The sequence below is a fragment of the Pseudomonas sp. Sample_20 genome, from assembly GCF_004307585.1.
Taxonomy (GTDB): Bacteria; Pseudomonadota; Gammaproteobacteria; order Pseudomonadales; family Pseudomonadaceae; genus Aquipseudomonas; species Aquipseudomonas atacamensis.
Map to the genome: position 1 here is coordinate 409,419 of NZ_RCOA01000020.1, position 20,511 is coordinate 429,929.

Consider the following 20,511-nt stretch of genomic DNA (forward strand, 5'->3'; position numbering starts at 1 on the left):
GTCGATGTAGGATACAAGGCCTTCATTCTAGACATAGCGCCGTCTGGCGCCTAGCTGCCCATGACCATTGCGAATTCCCCGTACCAAGCCTTTGCCACCCTGCTGACTGCCAGCGGCCACAACGTCTCGCCTGCCGAACTGCACGGCGTGCTGCTCGGGCGCAGTTGCGCCGGGGCCGGCTTCGATCACGAAGGCTGGCTGATCGACGCCGCCGAACTGCTCGAAGGCGATATCCAGGACAACGTCCGCAATGCCCTGATCGGTCTGCAGGAGATGGTCAAAGGCGAGCTGACCGGCGACGACGTCACTGTCGTGCTGCTGCTGCCGACCGACGATGCACCGCTGGCCGACCGCGCTGCTGCACTGGGCGAGTGGTGCCAGGGCTTCCTCAGCGGTTTCGGCCTGAACTGCCGCGACAGCAGCATGCTCAGCACTGAAGCCACCGAAGTGCTGCAGGATCTGGCAGCCATTTCCCAGGTGCAGGACGCGCTGGAAGAATCCGATGACGGCGAATCCGACTACATGGAAGTCATGGAATACCTGCGCGTCGCGCCGTTGCTGCTGTTCTCGGAAACCAAGAAGTCCGATGTGCCGCCAGCCGCCAAACCTTCGCTGCATTAATCGCGTGCCAGGGAAAGCCATCTGCCCATGACCCATATCCCCAAAGCGGAATACAGCCGTCGCCGCAAGGCCCTGATGGCGCAGATGGAACCCAACAGCATCGCGATCCTGCCCGCCGCCGCGGTGGCAATCCGCAACCGCGACGTCGAGCACGTCTATCGTCAGGACAGCGACTTCCAGTACCTCAGCGGTTTCCCCGAGCCACAAGCCGTCATCGTCCTGATGCCCGGCCGCGAGCACGGCGAGTACATCCTGTTCTGCCGTGAACGCAACGCCGAACGCGAATTGTGGGATGGCCTGCGCGCAGGGCAGGAAGGCGCGATCCGCGAGTACGGCGCCGACGATGCTTTTCCGATTACCGACATCGACGACATCCTCCCGGGCCTGATCGAAGGCCGCGATCGGGTGTATTCGGCGATGGGCAGCAACCCTGAATTTGATCGGCACCTGATGGACTGGATCAACGTGATCCGTTCCAAGGCACACCTCGGCGCGCAGCCGCCGAATGAATTCGTTGCCCTGGATCATCTGCTGCACGACATGCGCCTGTATAAATCGGCGGCAGAAGTGAAGGTGATGCGCGAAGCCGCGCGGATTTCGGCGCAGGCGCATATCCGCGCGATGCAGGCCAGTCGTCCGGGGATGTATGAATACAGCCTCGAAGCCGAACTGGATTACGAATTCCGCAAGGGCGGGGCGAAGATGCCGGCCTACGGTTCGATCGTCGCCGCCGGGCGCAACAGCTGCATCCTGCATTACCAGCAGAATGACGCGTTGCTCAAGGACGGCGATCTGGTGTTGATCGACGCCGGTTGCGAGATTGATTGCTACGCCAGCGACATTACCCGCACGTGGCCGGTGAATGGCAAGTTCTCGCCGGAGCAGAAGGCGATCTACGAGTTGGTGCTGGCTTCGCAGGAAGCGGCATTCGCCGAGATCGCCCCCAATAAGCACTGGAATCAGGCGCACGAAGCCACGGTGCGGGTGATCACCGCAGGTCTGGTCAAGCTTGGCTTGTTGCAGGGCGAGGTTGACGAGTTGATCGCCAGCGAAGCCTACAAGGCCTTTTATATGCACCGCGCTGGCCACTGGCTGGGTATGGACGTGCATGACGTCGGCGAGTACAAGGTCGGCGGCGAATGGCGCGTGCTGGAGGTCGGCATGGCGCTGACCGTGGAGCCGGGCATCTACATCGCGGCGGACAATCAGAACGTGGCGAAGAAATGGCGCGGCATTGGCGTGCGCATCGAGGATGACGTGGTCGTGACCCGATCCGGTTGTGAAATCCTCACCAGCGGCGTGCCGAAAACCGTCGCCGAGATCGAAGCGCTGATGGCACAAGCAAGGACACACGCAGCATGAGTCGAGTCAATCTGGCAATCATCGGTGGCGGTCTGGTCGGCGCCAGTCTGGCGTTGGCGTTGCAGGCCGGGGCCAAGGCGCAGGGCTGGAAGATCGTCCTGATCGAACCGTTCGCCCCCGGCGACAGTTGGCAGCCGAGCTACGACGCCCGCTCTTCGGCGCTGTCGTTCGGCTCGCGGCAGATTTATCAGCGCCTGGGCGTGTGGCAGGAAATTTCCCGCCGCGCCGAGCCGATCAAACAGATTCACGTCTCCGACCGTGGCCGCTTCTCCACCGCGCGCTTGTCGGCGATGGAAGAGGGTGTGCCAGCGCTCGGTTACGTGGTGGAAAACGCCTGGCTCGGCCAGTGCCTGTGGCAGCACCTCGACAAAGACGTGATCACGTGGCGCTGCCCGGCGGAAGTCACGCGCATGGAACCGTTGGCCGATGGCTACCGCCTGACCCTCAACGACGAAACCACACTGGAATGCGATCTCGCGGTACTCGCCGATGGCGGCCGCTCCGGGTTGCGCGAACAGTTGGGCATCAACGTGCGCACGCGCCCGTACAACCAGAGCGCGCTGATCGCCAACATCACCCCGAGCGAAGCGCACAACGGCATGGCCTTCGAGCGCTTTACCGATGAGGGGCCGATGGCCCTGCTGCCGCTGCCGGACAATCGCTGCGCATTGGTGTGGACGCGGCTGGGCATGGACGCGCAGCGTCTGACTGAATTGAGCGAGCGTGATTTTCTCCGCGAGCTGCAAGGCGTGTTCGGTTACCGCCTCGGCACTTTGAAACAGGTCGGCGCACGGCATCTTTATCCGCTGTCACTGATCGAAGCTGAAGAACAGGTGCGCTCGCATCTGGCCGTGCTCGGCAACGCCGCACACAGCCTGCACCCGATCGCCGGCCAGGGCTTCAACCTTTCGCTGCGTGACGCCGATGCCTTGGCTGCCGCGCTGCTGGCCAGCGACAAGCCGCTGGGCGACTTCGCCACGTTGCAAGCCTATCGCGAACGGCAGCGCCTCGATCAGGACCTGACGGTGGGCTTCTCCGATCAGGTCACGCGCCTGTTCGGCAGCACCCAGCCGCTGGTGTCGCTGGGGCGCAATCTCGGCCTGCTCGGCCTCGACCTGCTGCCGCCAGCCAAGCGCTGGTTCGCCCGGCAGGCGATGGGCCTGGGAACCCGTCCGGATGCTTGAGTGGCTGAGCAAAAAATTCGGCAAGGCGCGGTTGATGCGCTGGGTAATGACCTTCTACCCACCGTATCTCGGCGCCGGAGTGCGCGTTCCGCACATCAGTGACGACTTTCGCGATGTGCAGGTGTCCATGGGTTTGGGCTGGTACAACCGCAACTACGTCGGCACCCAGTTTGGCGGCAGTCTGTATTCGATGGTCGACCCGTTCTTCATGTTGATGCTCATGGAAAACCTCGGTCCGAAGTACATCGTCTGGGACAAGGCCGCCGACATCGATTTCATTGCGCCGGGCAAAGGCCCGGTGTTCGCCCGGTTCAACATCGACCAGACTCTGCTCGACGAGATCCGCCGGCAGACCGCCAACGGCGATAAATACCTGCCGCAGTTGCAGGTCGACATTCATGACGGCGCCGGCAACCTCGTGGCGCGGGTCGGTAAAACCCTTTACGTGCGGCTCAAGCCGCAAGCGAGACAGGCCTAAAGCATGGAAATGCGCGCAGATCTGCTGATTGTCGGAGCCGGAATGGTCGGCAGCGCCCTGGCGCTGGCGTTACAGGACAGTGGGCTGGAAGTGCTGTTGCTCGACGGTAGCCCGCTGAGTGTCAAACCCTTCGCTGCCGACGCTGCGTTCGAACCGCGCGTCAGCGCATTGTCCGCGGCGAGTCAGCGCATTCTCGAACGCCTTGGCGTCTGGGACGGCATCGCCCAGCGGCGCAGCAGCCCGTACACCGACATGCACGTCTGGGACGGCAGCGGCACCGGGCAGATTCATTTCTCGGCAAGCAGTGTGCATGCCGATGTGCTCGGCCACATCGTCGAAAACCGCGTGGTCCAGGATGCTCTGCTCGAGCGTTTGCATGACTGCGACCTGGGCATGCTGGCCAATGCGCGGCTGGAACAGATGCGTCGCTCCGGCGATGACTGGCTGCTGTCCCTGGCCGATGGCCGCACCTTGCGCGCACCGCTGGTGATCGCGGCGGACGGCGCCAATTCAGCGGTGCGCCGTCTCACTGGGGTGGCGACTCGCGAGTGGGATTATCTGCATCACGCCATCGTCACCAGCGTGCGCTGCAGCCAGCCGCACCGCAAAACCGCCTGGCAGCGCTTTACCGATCACGGGCCATTGGCGTTTCTGCCGCTGGAACGTGATGGTCAGCAGGACTGGTGCTCGATCGTCTGGTCGACCACACCGGCTGAAGCCGAGCGCTTGATGGCGCTGGAAGAGACTGCGTTTTGCGCTGAGCTGGAGCGCGCGTTCGAAGGGCGCCTCGGTGAAGTGATCAGCGCCGACCCGCGTCTGTGCGTGCCGCTGCGTCAGCGTCACGCCAAACGTTATGTCGCTGAAGGCCTGGCCTTGATCGGTGATGCGGCGCACACCATTCACCCGTTGGCGGGGCAGGGTGTGAACCTTGGTTTCCTCGATGCAGCGGTGCTGGCGGAAGTGTTGCTGCAAGCGCATCAGCGCGGTGAGCGACTGGCAGACGTGAAGGTGCTGAGCCGCTACGAGCGTCGGCGTATGCCGCACAATCTGGCGCTGATGGCGGCGATGGAAGGCTTCGAGCGGTTGTTCCAGGCCGACCCGCTGCCACTGCGCTGGTTGCGCAATGCCGGGTTGAAGCTGGTCGAGCAGATGCCCGAGGCGAAGGCGTTGTTTGTGCGCGAGGCGCTGGGGCTGACCGGTGATCTTCCAGCTCTGGCAAAGCCCTGACCGCCTCATTGAGGCTGATGCCCCTTCGCGAGCAGGCTCGCTCCCACAGTTGAGATGCATTCCAATGTGGGAGCGAGCCTGCTCGCGAAAGCGTCCGCCCACTTACCGCAGTTTTGAGTCGTGCAACATCTGGTAACGCCTTCCCCCAGTGTTCGATTGTGGTGGTAAATGTGAGTCCTTATCATTTGGCCCACCTTTCCCGACCGTGAGACCACTCCCATGTTGGCACCCAAGCGTCTTCTGACCGCACTGGCCTTGACCCTGATCGGCAGCACCACTGCCCAGGCCGCCGATGAGGTGGTGGTTTACTCGTCGCGTATCGATGAGCTGATCAAACCGGTATTCGATGCCTACACCGCCAAGACCGGGGTGAAGATCAAGTTCATCACCGACAAGGAAGCGCCGCTGATGCAGCGCATCAAGGCCGAAGGTGAAAACGCCACCGCCGATCTGCTGCTTACCGTCGATGCCGGCAACCTGTGGCAGGCCGAGCAGATGGGCATCCTCCAGCCATTCACCTCGAAAACCATCGACACCAACATTCCCGCGCAATATCGCTCGTCCACCCACGCCTGGACCGGCCTGAGCCTGCGCGCGCGGACCATCGCCTATTCCACCGAGCGGGTGAAGCCGGGTGAACTGACCACCTATGAAGCGCTGGCCGACAAGAATTGGGAAGGCCGCCTGTGCCTGCGCACGGCGAAGAAGGTCTACAACCAGTCGCTGACTGCGACCATGATCGAAGTCCACGGCGCCGAGAAGACCGAGAAAATCCTCAAGGGCTGGGTCAACAACCTGTCCACTGACGTGTTCTCCGATGACGTTGCAGTGCTGGAAGCGATCAACGCCGGGCAGTGCGACGTCGGCATCGTCAACACCTACTACTACGGTCGCCTGCACAAGCAGAAGCCTGAATTGCCGGTGAAGCTGTTCTGGCCGAATCAGGCCGATCGCGGTGTGCATGTGAACCTGTCGGGCATCGGCCTGACCAAACATGCACCGCACCCGGAAGCCGCGAAGGCGTTGGTCGAATGGATGACCACGCCTGAGGCACAGAAGATTTTTGCCGACGTGAACCAGGAATTCCCGGCCAACCCGGCGGTGGCGCCATCGGAAGAAGTGGCGGCGTGGGGCAAGTTTGTCGCCGATACCTTGCCGGTTGAAGTGGCGGGCAAGCGTCAGGCCGAGGCGATCCGGATGATGGATCGGGCGGGGTGGAATTGAGGCGTTTCGTGTAACTGTTGATCGTTCCCACGCTCCGCGTGGGAATGCAGCCCTCGACGCTCTGCGTCGTGCCGCTGAAAGCGTGACGCGGAGCGTCACAGGATGTGTGCCCACGCAGAGCGTGGGCACAATCATTTGAACGAGATTGTTTCCTTGGCCCACCCCGCCCAACGCCGCTGGTACCCCATCGTCTTCGCCATCGCCGCGCTGGTGTTGTTGCCGCTGAGCGTGCTGCTGCTGTCGTGGCAGACCATCGATCAGCAGATCTGGTCGCACCTGTGGCAAACCCAGATGCCGCGTCTGCTCGGCAATACCCTGACGCTGATCCTCGGCGTCGGTGTCGGCGTGACCCTGCTGGGTGTCAGCCTCGCGTGGCTGACCAGCCTCTGTGAATTCCCCGGTCGGCGCTGGCTCGACTGGGCGCTGATGCTGCCCTTCGCCATTCCAGCGTATGTACTGGCGTTCGTTTTCGTCGGCCTGCTCGATTTCGCCGGCCCCGTGCAGTCCCTGTTGCGCGAATGGTTCGGCACCGGCCTGCGCCTGCCTCGGGTACGGTCCACCGGCGGGGTGATCGTGGTGCTGGTGCTGGTGTTTTATCCCTACGTTTATCTGCTGGCGCGCACCGCGTTTCTGGCTCAGGGCAAAGGCCTGATGGAAGCGGCGCGGGTGCTCGGCCAGTCGCCGTGGCAGGCGTTCTGGCGGGTTGCGCTGCCGATGGCGCGTCCGGCGATTGGCGCGGGCGTGGCGCTGGCGCTGATGGAAACCCTGGCCGATTTTGGCGCGGTCTCGGTGTTCAACTTCGACACCTTCACCACGGCAATCTACAAGACCTGGTACGGCTTCTTCAGCCTGCCCAGCGCCGCGCAACTGGCCAGTCTGTTGCTGCTGGTGGTGATGCTGGTGCTGTACGGTGAACGCCGTGCACGCGGGGCGAATCGAGCCGCCAACGAGCGGCCACGGGTGAAAGCGCTGTATCACCTGCGGGGAATCAAGGCCTTCGCGGCGACAGGCTGGTGTGGATTGGTGTTCGCCTGCGCCTTCGTCATCCCGGTGCTGCAACTGATCGTGTGGTTCTGGCAGCGTGGACGCTTCGATCTGGACGAGCGCTACGCCGGACTGATTCTGCACACGCTGTACCTGGGTGCCATGGCGGCGCTGATCACCGTCAGCGTTGCGCTGTTGCTGGCGTTTGCCCGGCGCCTGGCACCGACCCAAGCGATCAACTCCGGGGTCGGTCTGGCCAATCTCGGCTACGCCTTGCCCGGTTCGGTGCTGGCGGTGTCGATCATGCTCGCCTTCAGTTATCTGGATCGTGAACTGGTGATTCCGCTCTCCGCCTGGCTCGGTGGTGCCGGCAAACCGTTGCTGCTCGGCAGCCTCGCGGCGTTGCTGATGGCTTATCTGGTGCGCTTCATTGCCGTCGCCTATGGGCCGCTGGAAAGCGGTCTGGCGCGTATACGGCCATCTTTGCCCGAAGCGGCACGTAGTCTAGGTGTCAGTGGGCCGCGACTGTTTTTCAAAGTGTATCTGCCGCTGCTGCTGCCCGGCACCTTGAGCGCCGCGTTGCTGGTGTTCGTCGATGTGCTCAAGGAAATGCCTGCGACCCTGCTGATGCGCCCGTTTGGCTGGGACACGCTGGCGGTGCGCATCTTTGAAATGACCAGTGAAGGCGAATGGGCGCGCGCCTCATTGCCGGCATTGACCCTGGTGCTGGTCGGGCTGTTGCCGGTCATCGGCCTAATCCGACGTTCGGCGCACCGAAACACTTAGTCGTCAGTCCTACATCATGCGGCTACAATGCGCGGCATTCGGTGCGGTTCGTCTGACAGACCCGTGCGCTGGGATCGGCTGCAAGCCTTATTCATCAAGGCTTTCCGCCGTATAGCGGCGGTCCGCACCCTCGCCACGCCCGGAAGGAGAAACCCATGGGACAGCGTACGCCTCTGTATGACCTGCACCTCGCGCTCGGCGCGAAGATGGTCGATTTTGGCGGTTGGGACATGCCACTGCATTACGGCTCGCAGGTCGAGGAGCACCACGAAGTGCGCCGCGATTGCGGGGTGTTCGATGTTTCCCATATGACCGTGATCGATGTCACCGGCGCCCAGGCCAAGGCCTGGCTCCAGCATCTGCTGGCCAACGACGTCGAACGACTGCACCGCCCCGGCCGGGCGTTGTACAGCACCATGCTCAATGAGCGCGGTGGCATCGTCGACGACATGATCGTCTATCGCCTCGACGACGCGTACCGGCTGGTGTTCAACGCCTCGACCCGCGATCAGGATCTGGCCTGGATGAACGCCCAGCTCGGCGCCTACGACGTGCAACTGCACGAGCGCGCCGAGCTGGCGATGCTCGCCATCCAGGGCCCGCAGGCCCGGCACAAGATTGCCGAACTGGTGACCCAGTCGCGCGCCACGCTGATCCAGCAACTCAAACCTTTCGAAGGCGCTATCGACGGCGACTGGTTCATCGCGCGTACCGGTTACACCGGCGAGGATGGCCTGGAAATCTGCCTGCCCGCGAATCAGGCGCCGGGTTTCTTCAACGATCTGGTCGGTGCGGGTATTTCGCCGATCGGTCTCGGTGCTCGCGACACCTTGCGGGTCGAGGCCGGAATGAACCTGTACGGTCAGGACATTCATCAGGACGTTTCACCGCTGGCCTCGAACATGGCCTGGAGCATCGCCTGGGAGCCGGCCTCGCGGCAGTTCATCGGCCGTGCGGCGCTGGAGGCGGAAAAAGCCGCCGGTGTGGCGCACAAACTGGTCGGTCTGGTACTGGAAGAGCGCGGCGTTTTGCGCGCTCACCAGGTGGTTCGCATCGCCGATGTTGGCGAAGGGGAGATCACCAGTGGTAGTTTCTCTCCTACGCTGAGCAAATCGATTGCCCTTGCGCGTGTACCGATGGCAACCGCCGACCGCGCCGAAGTGGAAATCCGTGGCAAGTGGTATCCGGTGCGAGTGGTCAAACCGACCTTCGTACGCCATGGCAAAACCTTGATCTAACCTTTTCTGGCGGGTATGACCGCTGACCAATTTCCGAGGAACCGAAGATGAGCGATATCCCTGCCGAACTGCGTTTTGCCGAAAGTCATGAATGGGCGCGTCTGGAAACCGACGGCACCGTCACCGTGGGCATCAGCGATCACGCGCAGGAAGCGCTTGGCGACGTGGTGTTCGTCGAACTGACCGAAGTCGGCAAGGTGTTCGCCGCCGGTGACCAATCCGGCGTGGTCGAGTCAGTGAAAGCCGCCTCCGACATCTACGCCCCGGTCAGCGGTGAGGTCATCGCGATCAACGAAGACCTGAGCGGCTCGCCCGAACTGCTGAACTCCGACCCGTACGGCGCGTGGATCTTCAAGCTCAAGCCAAGCGACAAGGCCGAGCTGGACAAGCTGCTGGATGCTGCGGCTTACAAGGCTGCCATCGGCGAGTAAGTCGCCGGCAACACGCAAAGCCCCGATTCGTCGGGGCTTTTTTATGGGTGACGAGTATCCCTTTGTGGGAGCGAGCCTGCTCGCGAAAGCGCCATATCAGTCAATGCCAAGGTTTCTGAAACACCGCTTTCGCGAGCAGGCTCGCTCCCACAGGGGCGGCGTGATCTTGAAAATTCGCCTGCTATGCTGGTTTGACCGTGTCGATTGACGCCAAGCGCCAGCCAGGAGAGCCCGTCATGTCCCAGTCGCCGTCCCTGAGCCAGTTACGCGATCCCGAAGCCTTTCTGCGCCGCCACCTCGGCCCGGATGCCGCCGAGCAGCAGGCGATGCTCGACAGCCTCGGCCTGGGCAGTCGCGCCGAGCTGATTGAGCAGACCGTGCCGCCGGGCATTCGCTTCAATCGCGCACTGGATCTGCCGCCAGCCCTCGACGAACAGACTGCGCTGGCGAAACTCCGCGGTTATGCCGAGCAGAATCAGCTGTTCACCAGCCTGATCGGCATGGGCTATCACGGCACCGTCACGCCGACCGTCATCTTGCGCAACGTGCTGGAAAATCCCGGCTGGTACACCGCGTACACCCCATATCAACCTGAGATCGCCCAGGGCCGGCTCGAAGCCCTGCTGAATTTTCAGCAGCTGACCATCGACCTCACCGGCCTGGAACTGGCCAACGCCTCGCTGCTCGATGAGGCTACCGCAGCGGCCGAAGCCATGGCTTTGGCCAAGCGCGTGGCGAAGTCGAAGAGCAATCTGTTTTTTGTGGATGAAAATTGCCATCCGCAAACCCTCTCCGTGGTACAGACCCGCGCCGAAGGTTTCGGCTTCGAGCTGATCGTCGACGCGGTGGATAACCTGGCGCAGCACGAGGTGTTCGGCGCGCTGCTGCAATACCCCGACACCCACGGCGAAATCCGCGATCTCAAACCCTTGATCAACCACCTGCACGCACAACAGGCCCTGGCCTGCGTCGCCACCGATTTGCTCAGCCTGCTGGTGCTGACGCCGCCGGGTGAGTTGGGTGCCGATGTGGTGTTCGGTTCGTCCCAGCGTTTCGGTGTGCCGATGGGTTATGGCGGCCCGCACGCGGCGTTTTTCGCCAGCCGCGAGGAATACAAACGAGCGATTCCGGGGCGGATCATCGGTGTGTCGAAAGATGCTCGCGGCAACGTCGCGCTGCGCATGGCCCTGCAAACCCGCGAGCAACATATCCGCCGCGAGAAAGCCAATTCGAACATCTGCACAGCGCAGGTGCTGCTGGCCAATATCGCCAGTTGCTACGCGGTGTATCACGGCCCGGAGGGTTTGAAGCGTATCGCCCAGCGCGTGCATCGCCTGACCTGCCTCCTTGCGGCGGGACTCGAGCGCAACGGCATCAAACGGCTCAACAGGCAGTTCTTCGACACGCTGACTCTGGAGGTCGGCGGTGCGCAAACGGCGATCATCGAAAGTGCTCAGGCAGCGCAGATCAACCTGCGCATTCTTGGGCGCGGCCGCGTCGGTCTGAGTCTGGACGAGACCTGTGATGAACACACCGTGGCGAAGCTGTTCGATGTGCTGCTCGGCGCCGATCACGGCCTGAGCGTTGATGCGCTTGATACGCAGGACATCGCCTCGGGAATTCCCGACGAACTCCAGCGCAGTACGCCGTACCTGCAACATCCGGTGTTCAACGCTCACCACAGCGAAACCGAGATGCTGCGTTACCTCAAACAGCTGGAAAACAAGGATCTGGCGCTCAACCAATCGATGATCCCGCTGGGCTCGTGCACGATGAAGCTCAACGCCACCAGCGAGATGATCCCGATCACCTGGCCGCAGTTCGCCCATCTGCATCCGTTTGTGCCGAGGGAGCAGGCTGTCGGTTACACGCTGATGATCGAGGAGCTTGAGCGTTGGCTCTGCGCGATTACCGGTTTCGATGCGATCTGCATGCAGCCCAACTCCGGCGCGCAGGGCGAGTACGCCGGGCTGCTGGCGATCCGTAAATATCACGAGAGCCGAGGGGAGGGCGCGCGGGATATCTGCCTGATTCCGTCGTCGGCTCACGGTACCAATCCAGCGTCGGCGCAGATGGCTGGGATGCGTGTGGTCATTGTCGAATGCGATGAGGCGGGCAATGTCGATCTGGATGATTTGCAGCTGAAAGCCGCCGAGGCCGGGAACAAGTTGTCGTGCCTGATGGCGACTTATCCGTCGACCCATGGGGTTTACGAGGAAGGCATCAGCGAAATCTGCGCAGTGATCCATCAGCACGGCGGCCAGGTGTATATGGATGGCGCCAATCTCAATGCCCAGGTCGGCCTGGCCAGACCGGCGGACATTGGCGCCGACGTCTCGCACATGAACCTGCACAAGACCTTCTGCATTCCCCATGGCGGCGGCGGGCCGGGCATGGGCCCGATCGGCGTTCGCGCGCATCTGGCGCCGTTCGTCGCCAATCATCCGGTGGTGCCGATTGACGGGCCGCTGGCACAGAACGGCGCAGTCAGCGCAGCACCGTGGGGCAGTGCGAGCATTTTGCCGATCAGCTGGATGTACATCGCCATGATGGGCCCGCAACTGGCGGACGCCAGCGAGGTGGCGATTCTGGCGGCGAATTATCTGGCGCAGCATCTATCCGGAGCATTCCCGGTGCTTTACGCCGGGCGCAACGGCCGGGTGGCGCATGAATGCATTCTTGATCTGCGCCCACTGAAGGCGCAGACCGGCATCAGCGAGGAGGACGTCGCCAAGCGTCTGATGGATTACGGCTTCCACGCGCCGACCATGTCCTTCCCGGTACCGGGTACGTTGATGGTCGAGCCGACCGAGAGCGAGTCCAAGGCAGAGCTCGACCGCTTCATCGCGGCGATGCTGAGCATTCGCGCCGAGATCAATGAAGTGCACAAGGGCAACTGGCCGGGCGAAGACAATCCGCTCAAACGCGCGCCGCATACCTTGGCCGATGTCACTGGGATCTGGGAACGGCCTTACAGCATCGAACAGGCCATCACCCCGGATGCGCACACTCGATTGCACAAATATTGGCCGGCGGTGAATCGGGTGGATAACGTCTACGGCGATCGCAATCTGTATTGCGCGTGTGTGCCGGTGGAGGATTACCGCTGATCTCTAAATCCACCACCGTCCCTGTGGGAGCGAGCCTGCTCGCGAAAGCAATCGTCCAGCCAGCATTTTCGGTGACTGGCTCACCGCTTTCGCGAGCAGGCTCGCTCCCACAAGGCATGGTGGTGAGGCGGTAATCCGGGCAAAAAAATGCCGCTCGATCGAGCGGCATTTTTGAGGGTGCGAGGCTTACTCGGAAGCCACGGCGTTCTTCGCCAGAATCGCGTTCGCCAGTTCCATGTCCGAAGCCTGCAGGCCCGGGGTGTCGGCGCGTACTTTCTGCATCGCTGCTTCCAGGTACGGGCCACGGATGCCGCCGTCGCTGGCGACGAAGCTGCCGGCGTCGTCCTGGGCGGCGACGATCAGCTTGTGATCCTTGAACGTCAGGTAGGTCGAACCGGTGGTGGCGCCGGAGGAGATGACGTTACGCCAAAAGCTGTCCGCCATGGCCGAACCAACGGGAAGCGACAGCAGGGCCAAGGTGGCGACAGCGAGTTTGAGACGCATGATGAGGTGACTCCTGGGATTGACTACGGGGTTGGATAGCCGATCCCCCGATCCAGTTCCGTGCTGAATTATTTCAACTCACTTTGCGGCGTCACCCGCAGCACTTCTTCCACCGTGGTCAGCCCCGCCGCGACTTTCTGCGCGCCGGACAGGCGCAGGCTGCGCATGCCTTCCTTGAAGGCCTGACGCCTGATCGCGGTGAGGTCGGTATCCGGGGTGATCAACGCTTTGAGGCTGTCGCTCAATTGCATGATTTCGTACACGCCGGCGCGCCCGCGATAGCCGGTGTCGCGGCATTCCAGGCAACCGATCGCCCGTTGCGCATTACTCGGCAGCGGCGCCTGCCAGGGCCGGGTCAGGGTTTGCCAGTCTTCATCTTCGAGCGTCAGCGGCGCCTTGCAGTGCGGGCACAAGGTGCGCACCAGACGCTGAGCCATAACGCCGAGCACGGTGGCTTTGATCAGGTAATGCGGCACACCGAGTTCGAGCAAACGGCTGATGGCGCTCGGCGCGTCGTTGGTGTGCAGGGTGGACAGGACCAAGTGCCCGGTGAGCGCGGCCTGAATCGCCATTTCCGCAGTTTCCAGATCGCGGATCTCGCCGATCATGATGATGTCCGGGTCCTGTCGCATCAGCGCGCGCACCCCGGCGGCGAAGGTCAGTTCGATGTTGTGCTGCACCTGCATCTGGTTGAAGGCCGGCTCGACCATTTCGATCGGGTCTTCGATGGTGCAGAGGTTGACCTCTGGCGTCGCCAGTTTTTTCAGCGTGGTGTACAGGGTCGTGGTCTTGCCAGAACCGGTCGGCCCGGTGACCAGAATGATGCCATTGGGCTGGCGGGTCATGTCCTGCCAGCGGCGCAGGTCGTCGGCGCTGAAACCCAACTGATCGAAATTCTTCAGCAGCACTTCGGGGTCGAAAATCCGCATGACCATTTTTTCGCCGAACGCCGTCGGCAAGGTCGATAGCCTCAACTCCACTTCGCCGCCGTCCGGGGTCTTGGTCTTGACCCGGCCATCCTGGGGTTTGCGCTTTTCCGCGACGTTCATGCGCCCGAGGCTTTTCAGGCGGCTGACGATCGCCATGGTCACCTGCGGCGGGAATTGATAGACGTTGTGCAGCACGCCGTCGATGCGAAAGCGCACGGTGCCGTGCTCACGGCGCGGTTCGATGTGGATATCGCTGGCGCGCTGCTGGAAGGCGTACTGGAACAGCCAGTCGACGATGTTGACGATGTGCGCGTCGTTGGCGTCCGGCTCCTGGTCGCTGGCGCCGAGGTTGAGCAGTTGTTCGAAGTTGCCGAGGTTGCCGCTCTGGGCGTCGGCATTGCTGGCACCGCTGACCGATTTGGCCAGCCGGAAAAACTCGACGCTGAAGCGCTGGATGTCCACCGGGTTGGCCACGACACGTTTGATCGGCAGCTTCAATACGTGGGTCAGGTCGGCTTCCCAGCCGCTGACGTAGGGCTGAGCGCTGGCCACGGTGACCGAGTCGCGGTCCACGGCGACGGCGAGAATCTTGTGGCGCTGGGCGAAGGCGTAGGACATCAGCGGCGTGATCGCCGCGACATTGATTTTCAGCGGATCAATGCGCAAATACGGCTGACCGGCCTGTTGCGCCAGCCACAGGGTCAGGCTTTCCAGATCCAGATGTTTGCCCGGACGGCTGAGGTCGTCGAGTTGCTGGCTGGCGATGAATTCCAGCGGATGCATCTGCCCGTGAGCAGCATGGCGACGGCGGGCATTGAGCGCCTGTTCCGCCGCGTCCTGGCAGATGAAGCCTTGGGCGACCAGTTCCCGTAATACATCGTTGAGGTCCAGCCAGCGGTCCTGAGTGACAAATTGAACGGACATGCGGCTTTCCTTTTTAAGCGTCATGCGCAAAAGGATAGTCGTGGCCCCGCTGACCGTTGGGCCACTACCCGACGAAGCCGTTGCCGGATTTGTCAGCCGGCAGCCTGGGCGGGCGCCTGCCACGCCGCGTCGGCGTTGTGCAGGTCCACTGTGCAGACGCTGATCAGGTTGCGCAGTTTCTCCGCGATCACTTGCGCGCGATGCCAGCTCAGGCCGCTCATGAGCAGATCGATCGACAGCAGATCGTCCTGGCGCTGGACGTTGACCTGCTCCGGGGTCAGAAACTGCAAGGCGAACAGATTCAGCACCCGCACCAGCAGATCCGGCTCGGCCTCGGCGAGGATCCGGTACTGCGCCAGGCAATGGGCGTTGTTGACGTTCCAGACATCGGCGCGGGTGGCGGGGCTGTTCACGGCTTCAAGGTGCGGCATGGTGAATCTCCAGATCAGTGGAGAAATTTTTACATTCGGTGCGGGGTATTTCTTGGCTATGATCGGCGCCTGAACGGATTTATCGAAAGAGTTTATTCGTGAAAGCTGATCTTTGAGGATTTTTTATGCACAGCGAGCTGGACGCCTACGACCGCAAGATCCTCGCTTTGCTCCAAGAAGACGCTTCGCTGTCGAGCGCGCAGATCGCCGAGCAGGTGGGCCTGTCGCAATCGCCGTGCTGGCGGCGGATTCAGCGGATGAAGGAGGAGGGCATCATTCGCGGCCAGGTGACCTTGCTGGATCGCAAGAAAATCGGCCTGAACACGCAGATTTTTGCCGAGATCAAACTCAACGCTCATGGGCGTTCGAACTTCACCGAATTCACCGAGGCGATTCGCGGCTTTCCGGAAGTGCTGGAGTGTTATGTGCTGATGGGGGCGGTGGATTTCATGCTGCGCATTGTCGCGGCGGATATCGAGGCGTACGAGCGGTTCTTTTTCGAAAAGCTGTCGCTGGTGCCGGGGATACAGGAAGTGAATTCGATCGTGGCGCTGTCGGAGATCAAGTCCACCACCAGCCTGCCGGTCTAGTGCGGATGGCCTTTGTGGCGAGGGGATTTATCCCCGCTGGGCTGCGCAGCAGTCCCCGCTTTTTTAAGAACGGGGCCGCTTTGCGACCCAGCGGGGATGAATCCCCTCGCCACAGGGTCATCACATGCGCAGGAGGATTTTCCAGGCGCGGTTCTGGTACACCGCAATCGCCTGATGCTTGCGCGCATCGAGCAGTTCGTCGGTGATGGTCGGCTCGTTGGCCAGTTGCGCCAGTTTGTTCAGTTCACCGTACAGGCGATCCATTTCCGGGATGTCCAGCACGTTGCGCGCGTGGTGCAACCAGACCTGAATGCGTTCGATACGCGGCAGTTGTTCAGCGAGATCTTCCGGCTGCTGCTGATAGCGTTGCAGCTGCAGAGCGGTGGCTTCTTCGCCCAACAGACGCGGCAACCAGCTGTGCAGTTGCGCGTCACCCTGACGGTTGCCACGGGTGTTGCGGTCGGCGGTCCAGGTGCGGGCCAACAGCCAGCGTGAAGCGTTCAGCGAGAACTGGCCCCAGCGCGGATCTTCCAGCTCTTCGAGGAACTGCTCCGGCGCGGCCTTGCGCACGTCTTCGTCCTCGATGCCGACCTGCACCAACGGGCGCCAGTCTTCGAGCAAGGCATCGAGGGCCACACGCAAATCGTGGGTCGACTGACGCGGCGCCGCCTGGCCGAGGCTGCTGAGCAGGGCGCGCATTTCCGCGAGGTTCTCGACCCAGTCCTGCAACAGACGCCAGTGACCGTTGAAGCGATATTGTTCGGCCAGACGCTGGCTGCTGCCGAGCAGATGCCAGCTCAGCGCGGCGAAGGCGTCGTCGAGACGGGTTTCGCTGGTCAGCTGCGGCGCCGGCAGGCTCAGCGAGTAACTGTTGGCGTCGTGCAGACGATAACCGCGCTCAGCCTTGCTGATATCGCATGGAATCAGCGCCAGGGTTTCGGCCAATTCGGCAGCTAGTTCCAGCAACGCGGCAGGCTCGCCTTCGCGCAGTTCCAGTTCCAGCTCGCAGATTTCTTCCTTCTGCTTGCCGACCACCACATGACCGAGGTCCAGCGCGGCTTCGATGACCACTTTGGTCTTGCCACGGCCCCAGGCGATTTCGGCGCGCTCGCGGACGAAATCGGTGGTGAAGATCGGCTTGAGGGTTTTCTTGTCCAGCTCGGCCAGCGACTCGGGCCAGCATTCGCCGTCGAGTTTTTTCACGTCGAGCTTGGCTTTCGCCAGTTTCCAGTCGTACTCGTTACGCTCGGACAGACCGGCGACGCTCTGGCCACGGGTCTTGAGGGTCTGAATCACTTCGTCACCGTCCTTGCGCAGGCGCAGGGCGACTTTGGCTTGGGCGAGGTCGCGCTCGGGGGTGTCGAAGTACTGGTTCATCAACTCACGGCGTTCCCAGCCACTTTTGTTGCGTTTCTTCAGCAGCGGGTGCTCGCGCAGGGCAGCGAGGGTTTCGCGGCTGACGCGGAGTTTGATTTCAGTTTCTTTTTGCATGGCCGGAACATCCAGAATCGGGAGCGCAGCCGGGGGAATGTGTGGCTGCCAAGGCCGTGCAGTGTACAGGAGTCAAACTTCCTACGCCCTGCGGCGGTTTATTCCGCGCGCCGGATGGTTCTATAGTGGGCCTCAATCCGGGACCTGGAGTCAGTGATGCCATTGCCGTCCATGCAAGACCAGTTCGCCGCGCTGATTGCCGCGCCATCGGTCAGCTGTACTCAACCGAACCTGGACCAGTCCAACCGCGCCGTCATCGATCTGCTGGCGGGCTGGCTTGGTGACCTGGGCTTCAGCTGCGATATCCGGCAGGTCAGCCCCGGCAAATTCAATCTGCTCGCCAGTTTCGGCAGCGGCCCCGGCGGCCTGGTGCTGGCCGGGCACAGCGACACCGTGCCGTACGACGACGCGTTGTGGCAGACCGACCCGCTGAAGCTCACGGAGGTTGATGGCCGCTGGGTCGGGCTGGGCAGCTGCGACATGAAGGGTTTCTTCGCGCTGATCATCGAAGCCGTACGGCCGCTGCTCGATCAGCCGTTCAAGCAACCGCTGCTGATCCTCGCCACCTGCGACGAAGAAAGCTCGATGTCCGGCGCCCGCGCGCTGGCCGAGGCCGGGCAACCGTTGGGCCGCGCGGCGGTGATCGGCGAGCCGACCGGGCTCAAGCCGATTCGCATGCACAAAGGCATCATGATGGAGCGCATCGACATCCTCGGGCAGAGCGGCCACTCGTCTGATCCGCGCCTGGGCCACAGCGCCCTTGAAGCGATGCACGATGCCATCGGCGAACTGCGCGGTCTGCGTCTGTTGTGGCAGCGCGAATTCAGCAATCCACAATTCAGCGTGCCGCAACCGACGATGAACTTCGGTTGCATTCATGGCGGCGACAACCCCAATCGCATCTGCGGCCAGTGTTCGCTGGAGTTCGACTTGCGGCCGCTGCCGGGCATGGACCCGAGCCTGCTGCGTGCGGAAATTCTGCGCAAGCTCAACCCGGTGGCCGAGCGGCATAAGGTGAAGATCGATTACCGACCGCTTTTCCCGGAAGTGCCGCCGTTCGAGCAGTCCGAAGATGCCGAACTGGTGCGCATCGCTGAAAAGCTCACCGGCCATCGCGCCGAAGCAGTAGCGTTCGGCACCGAAGCGCCTTATCTTCAGCGCCTCGGCTGCGAAACCATCGTCCTCGGCCCCGGCGACATTGCCTGCGCGCATCAACCCGGCGAGTACCTTGAAATGTCACGTTTGCAGCCTACCGTGCATCTGATTCGGCAGTTGATTGAACATTACTGCCTGACGACAGACGAACGATGACGGCCCTGTGTGGGAGCGAGCCTGCTCGCGAAAGCGTTTTGTCAGTCGCCATTGATGAACCTGATCCACCGCTTTCGCGAGCAGGCTCGCTCCCACTGGGTTAAATGTCTTGCATCAACCCGGTAAATTGCCTGCACCACAACCCGTATTCATGAGGAGAGCGCGCGTGTCGCCAAGCCTGTTCCGACGATAACCATCAGCCCGCTGTGCGTTTTTCGTTTCGCCCCTTTTTTCGGCTGCTCTTTATTACAGGCCCAGGTTCATGCCCGAATACGTCAATTGGCTTCGCCACGCGTCCCCTTACATCAATGCCCATCGCGATTGCACCTTCGTTGTCATGCTGCCCGGCGACGGCGTCGAGCATCCGAATTTCGGCAACATCGTCCACGACCTGGTCTTGCTGCACAGTCTTGGCGTGCGTCTGGTGCTGGTGCACGGCTCGCGCCCGCAGATCGAAACCCGCCTCGCCGCCCGTGGCCTGACCCCGCATTACCATCACGGCATGCGCATCACCGATGCCGCGACGCTGGAGTGTGTGATCGATGCGGTCGGCCAGTTGCGCATCGCTATCGAAGCCCGGCTATCGATGGACATGGCTTCGTCGCCGATGCAGGGCTCGCGCCTGCGCGTGGCCAGCGGCAACCTCGTCACCGCGCGGCCGATCGGCGTGCTGGAAGGTGTCGACTATCACCACACCGGCGAAGTGCGTCGGGTCGATCGCAAGGGCATCAATCGCCTGCTCGACGAGCGCTCGATCGTATTGCTGTCGCCGCTGGGCTATTCGCCGACCGGTGAAATTTTCAACCTCGCCTGCGAAGACGTCGCTACCCGCGCCGCGATTGATCTGGGCGCGGACAAGCTGCTGTTGTTCGGCGCCGAGCTCGGCCTGATCGACGAAAACGGCAAGCTGGTACGCGAGCTGCGCCCGCAGCAAGTGCCGGCCCATTTGCAGCGCCTCGGCATGAGCAACTATCAAGCGGAGTTGCTCGATGCCGCCGCCGAAGCCTGCCGTGGCGGCGTGGCGCGCAGTCATATCGTCAGTTACGCCGAAGACGGCGCGCTGCTGACCGAACTGTTCACCCGTGACGGTGGCGGTACGCTGGTTGCGCAAGAGCAATTCGAACTGGTGCGCGAGGCGGCGATTGAAGACGTCGGCGGTTTGCTCGACCTGATCAGTCCGCTGGAAGAGCAGGGCATTCTGGTGCGCCGCTCGCGGGAAGTGCTGGAGCGCGAGATCGAGCAGTTCAGCGTGGTCGAGCGCGAAGGCATGATCATCGCCTGTGCGGCGCTGTATCAGATTGCCGATTCCGATGCCGGCGAACTGGCGTGTCTGGCGGTGAATCCGGAGTATCGCCACGGCGGACGCGGCGACGAATTGCTCGAACGCATCGAAACCCGCGCGCGGGCGCAGGGTCTGAAAACCCTGTTCGTACTCACCACGCGCACCGCGCACTGGTTCCGCGAGCGCGGGTTCGAGCCAAGCAGCGTCGAACGCCTGCCAGCGGCACGGGCGTCGCTGTACAACTATCAGCGCAACTCGAAGATCTTCGAAAAGACCCTCTGAACAACAGCGAGGTCTGTGGCGAGGGGATTCATCCCCGCTGGACTGCGCAGCAGTCCCCTTGCGTTTCCAAGTGAAACCATAGGTGGTCGCTACGCGACCCAGCGGGGATAAATCCCCTCACC

Annotated in this window: 17 protein-coding genes; 13 read left to right on the forward strand and 4 right to left on the reverse strand. The window is 62.4% G+C overall.

Annotated elements, in window-relative coordinates; translation table 11 throughout:
• The first annotated feature begins 60 nt into the window (after positions 1–60).
• The 10 genes from D8U70_RS05590 to gcvP all read left to right on the forward strand — a co-directional run bounded on the left by D8U70_RS05590 (position 61) and on the right by gcvP (position 12,645).
• Positions 61–621 carry a YecA family protein gene (locus D8U70_RS05590; RefSeq protein WP_130928448.1) on the forward strand — a complete coding sequence of 187 codons (561 nt, stop codon included), beginning with the start codon at positions 61–63 and terminating at the stop codon, positions 619–621.
• 27 nt (positions 622–648) lie between these two features.
• A complete protein-coding gene (pepP, locus tag D8U70_RS05595) occupies positions 649–1,983 on the forward strand; it encodes a Xaa-Pro aminopeptidase (protein ID WP_130928449.1) in 1,335 nt (444 codons plus the stop codon).
• The gene (ubiH, locus tag D8U70_RS05600) at positions 1,980–3,167 is read left to right on the forward strand and encodes a 2-octaprenyl-6-methoxyphenyl hydroxylase (RefSeq protein ID WP_073470979.1); all 1,188 of its coding nucleotides are present in this window, start codon (positions 1,980–1,982) and stop codon (positions 3,165–3,167) included. Before pepP ends, ubiH begins: the two co-directional genes overlap by 4 nt.
• Complete coding sequence (locus tag D8U70_RS05605; RefSeq protein ID WP_130928450.1) at positions 3,160–3,645, forward strand: DUF4442 domain-containing protein; 486 nt, start codon at positions 3,160–3,162, stop codon at positions 3,643–3,645. Before ubiH ends, D8U70_RS05605 begins: the two co-directional genes overlap by 8 nt.
• A gap of 9 nt (positions 3,646–3,654) precedes the next feature.
• The gene (locus tag D8U70_RS05610) at positions 3,655–4,872 is read left to right on the forward strand and encodes a 2-octaprenyl-3-methyl-6-methoxy-1,4-benzoquinol hydroxylase (protein ID WP_177433948.1); all 1,218 of its coding nucleotides are present in this window, start codon (positions 3,655–3,657) and stop codon (positions 4,870–4,872) included.
• Positions 4,873–5,091: 219 nt separating this feature from the next.
• A complete protein-coding gene (locus D8U70_RS05620; protein ID WP_073470981.1) occupies positions 5,092–6,096 on the forward strand; it encodes an extracellular solute-binding protein in 1,005 nt (334 codons plus the stop codon).
• Positions 6,097–6,249: 153 nt separating this feature from the next.
• Positions 6,250–7,866: an iron ABC transporter permease gene (locus D8U70_RS05625; RefSeq protein WP_130928452.1), complete on the forward strand. Its 1,617-nt coding sequence runs from the start codon at positions 6,250–6,252 to the stop codon at positions 7,864–7,866.
• A gap of 155 nt (positions 7,867–8,021) precedes the next feature.
• Complete coding sequence (gcvT, locus tag D8U70_RS05630; protein ID WP_071172161.1) at positions 8,022–9,104, forward strand: glycine cleavage system aminomethyltransferase GcvT; 1,083 nt, start codon at positions 8,022–8,024, stop codon at positions 9,102–9,104.
• Positions 9,105–9,151: 47 nt separating this feature from the next.
• Positions 9,152–9,535: a glycine cleavage system protein GcvH gene (gene gcvH / locus D8U70_RS05635; protein ID WP_073470982.1), complete on the forward strand. Its 384-nt coding sequence runs from the start codon at positions 9,152–9,154 to the stop codon at positions 9,533–9,535.
• 236 nt (positions 9,536–9,771) lie between these two features.
• Positions 9,772–12,645, forward strand: a complete 2,874-nt coding sequence (gene gcvP / locus D8U70_RS05640) for an aminomethyl-transferring glycine dehydrogenase (protein ID WP_130928453.1) — start codon at positions 9,772–9,774, stop codon at positions 12,643–12,645.
• Positions 12,646–12,831: 186 nt separating this feature from the next.
• Here the strand turns inward: gcvP and D8U70_RS05645 are convergent, their stop codons facing one another.
• From D8U70_RS05645 to D8U70_RS05655, 3 genes are all read right to left on the reverse strand, one after another.
• On the reverse strand, positions 12,832–13,152 hold the full coding sequence (locus D8U70_RS05645; RefSeq protein ID WP_177433949.1) for a DUF2388 domain-containing protein: 321 nt from the start codon (positions 13,150–13,152) through the stop codon (positions 12,832–12,834).
• 65 nt (positions 13,153–13,217) lie between these two features.
• The gene (locus D8U70_RS05650) at positions 13,218–15,002 is read right to left on the reverse strand and encodes a GspE/PulE family protein (protein ID WP_122506176.1); all 1,785 of its coding nucleotides are present in this window, start codon (positions 15,000–15,002) and stop codon (positions 13,218–13,220) included.
• Positions 15,003–15,094: 92 nt separating this feature from the next.
• Entirely contained in the window at positions 15,095–15,433 is a 339-nt protein-coding gene (locus D8U70_RS05655) for a hypothetical protein (RefSeq protein WP_122748319.1), read from the reverse strand.
• A 125-nt stretch (positions 15,434–15,558) separates the two neighbouring features.
• Between D8U70_RS05655 and D8U70_RS05660 the strand changes: the two genes are divergently transcribed.
• Positions 15,559–16,023 carry an Lrp/AsnC family transcriptional regulator gene (locus D8U70_RS05660; RefSeq protein WP_024014730.1) on the forward strand — a complete coding sequence of 155 codons (465 nt, stop codon included), beginning with the start codon at positions 15,559–15,561 and terminating at the stop codon, positions 16,021–16,023.
• A 120-nt stretch (positions 16,024–16,143) separates the two neighbouring features.
• Here the strand turns inward: D8U70_RS05660 and D8U70_RS05665 are convergent, their stop codons facing one another.
• Positions 16,144–17,514 (reverse strand): CYTH domain-containing protein, encoded by a 1,371-nt coding sequence (locus D8U70_RS05665; RefSeq protein WP_130928455.1) that lies wholly within the window; start codon positions 17,512–17,514, stop codon positions 16,144–16,146.
• A gap of 156 nt (positions 17,515–17,670) precedes the next feature.
• On the opposite strand from D8U70_RS05665, the gene argE reads away from it, so the two are divergent.
• Complete coding sequence (gene argE / locus D8U70_RS05670) at positions 17,671–18,825, forward strand: acetylornithine deacetylase (RefSeq protein WP_130928456.1); 1,155 nt, start codon at positions 17,671–17,673, stop codon at positions 18,823–18,825.
• Positions 18,826–19,087: 262 nt separating this feature from the next.
• Positions 19,088–20,389 carry an amino-acid N-acetyltransferase gene (argA, locus tag D8U70_RS05675; RefSeq protein ID WP_016772647.1) on the forward strand — a complete coding sequence of 434 codons (1,302 nt, stop codon included), beginning with the start codon at positions 19,088–19,090 and terminating at the stop codon, positions 20,387–20,389.
• The last annotated feature ends 122 nt before the right edge of the window (positions 20,390–20,511 follow it).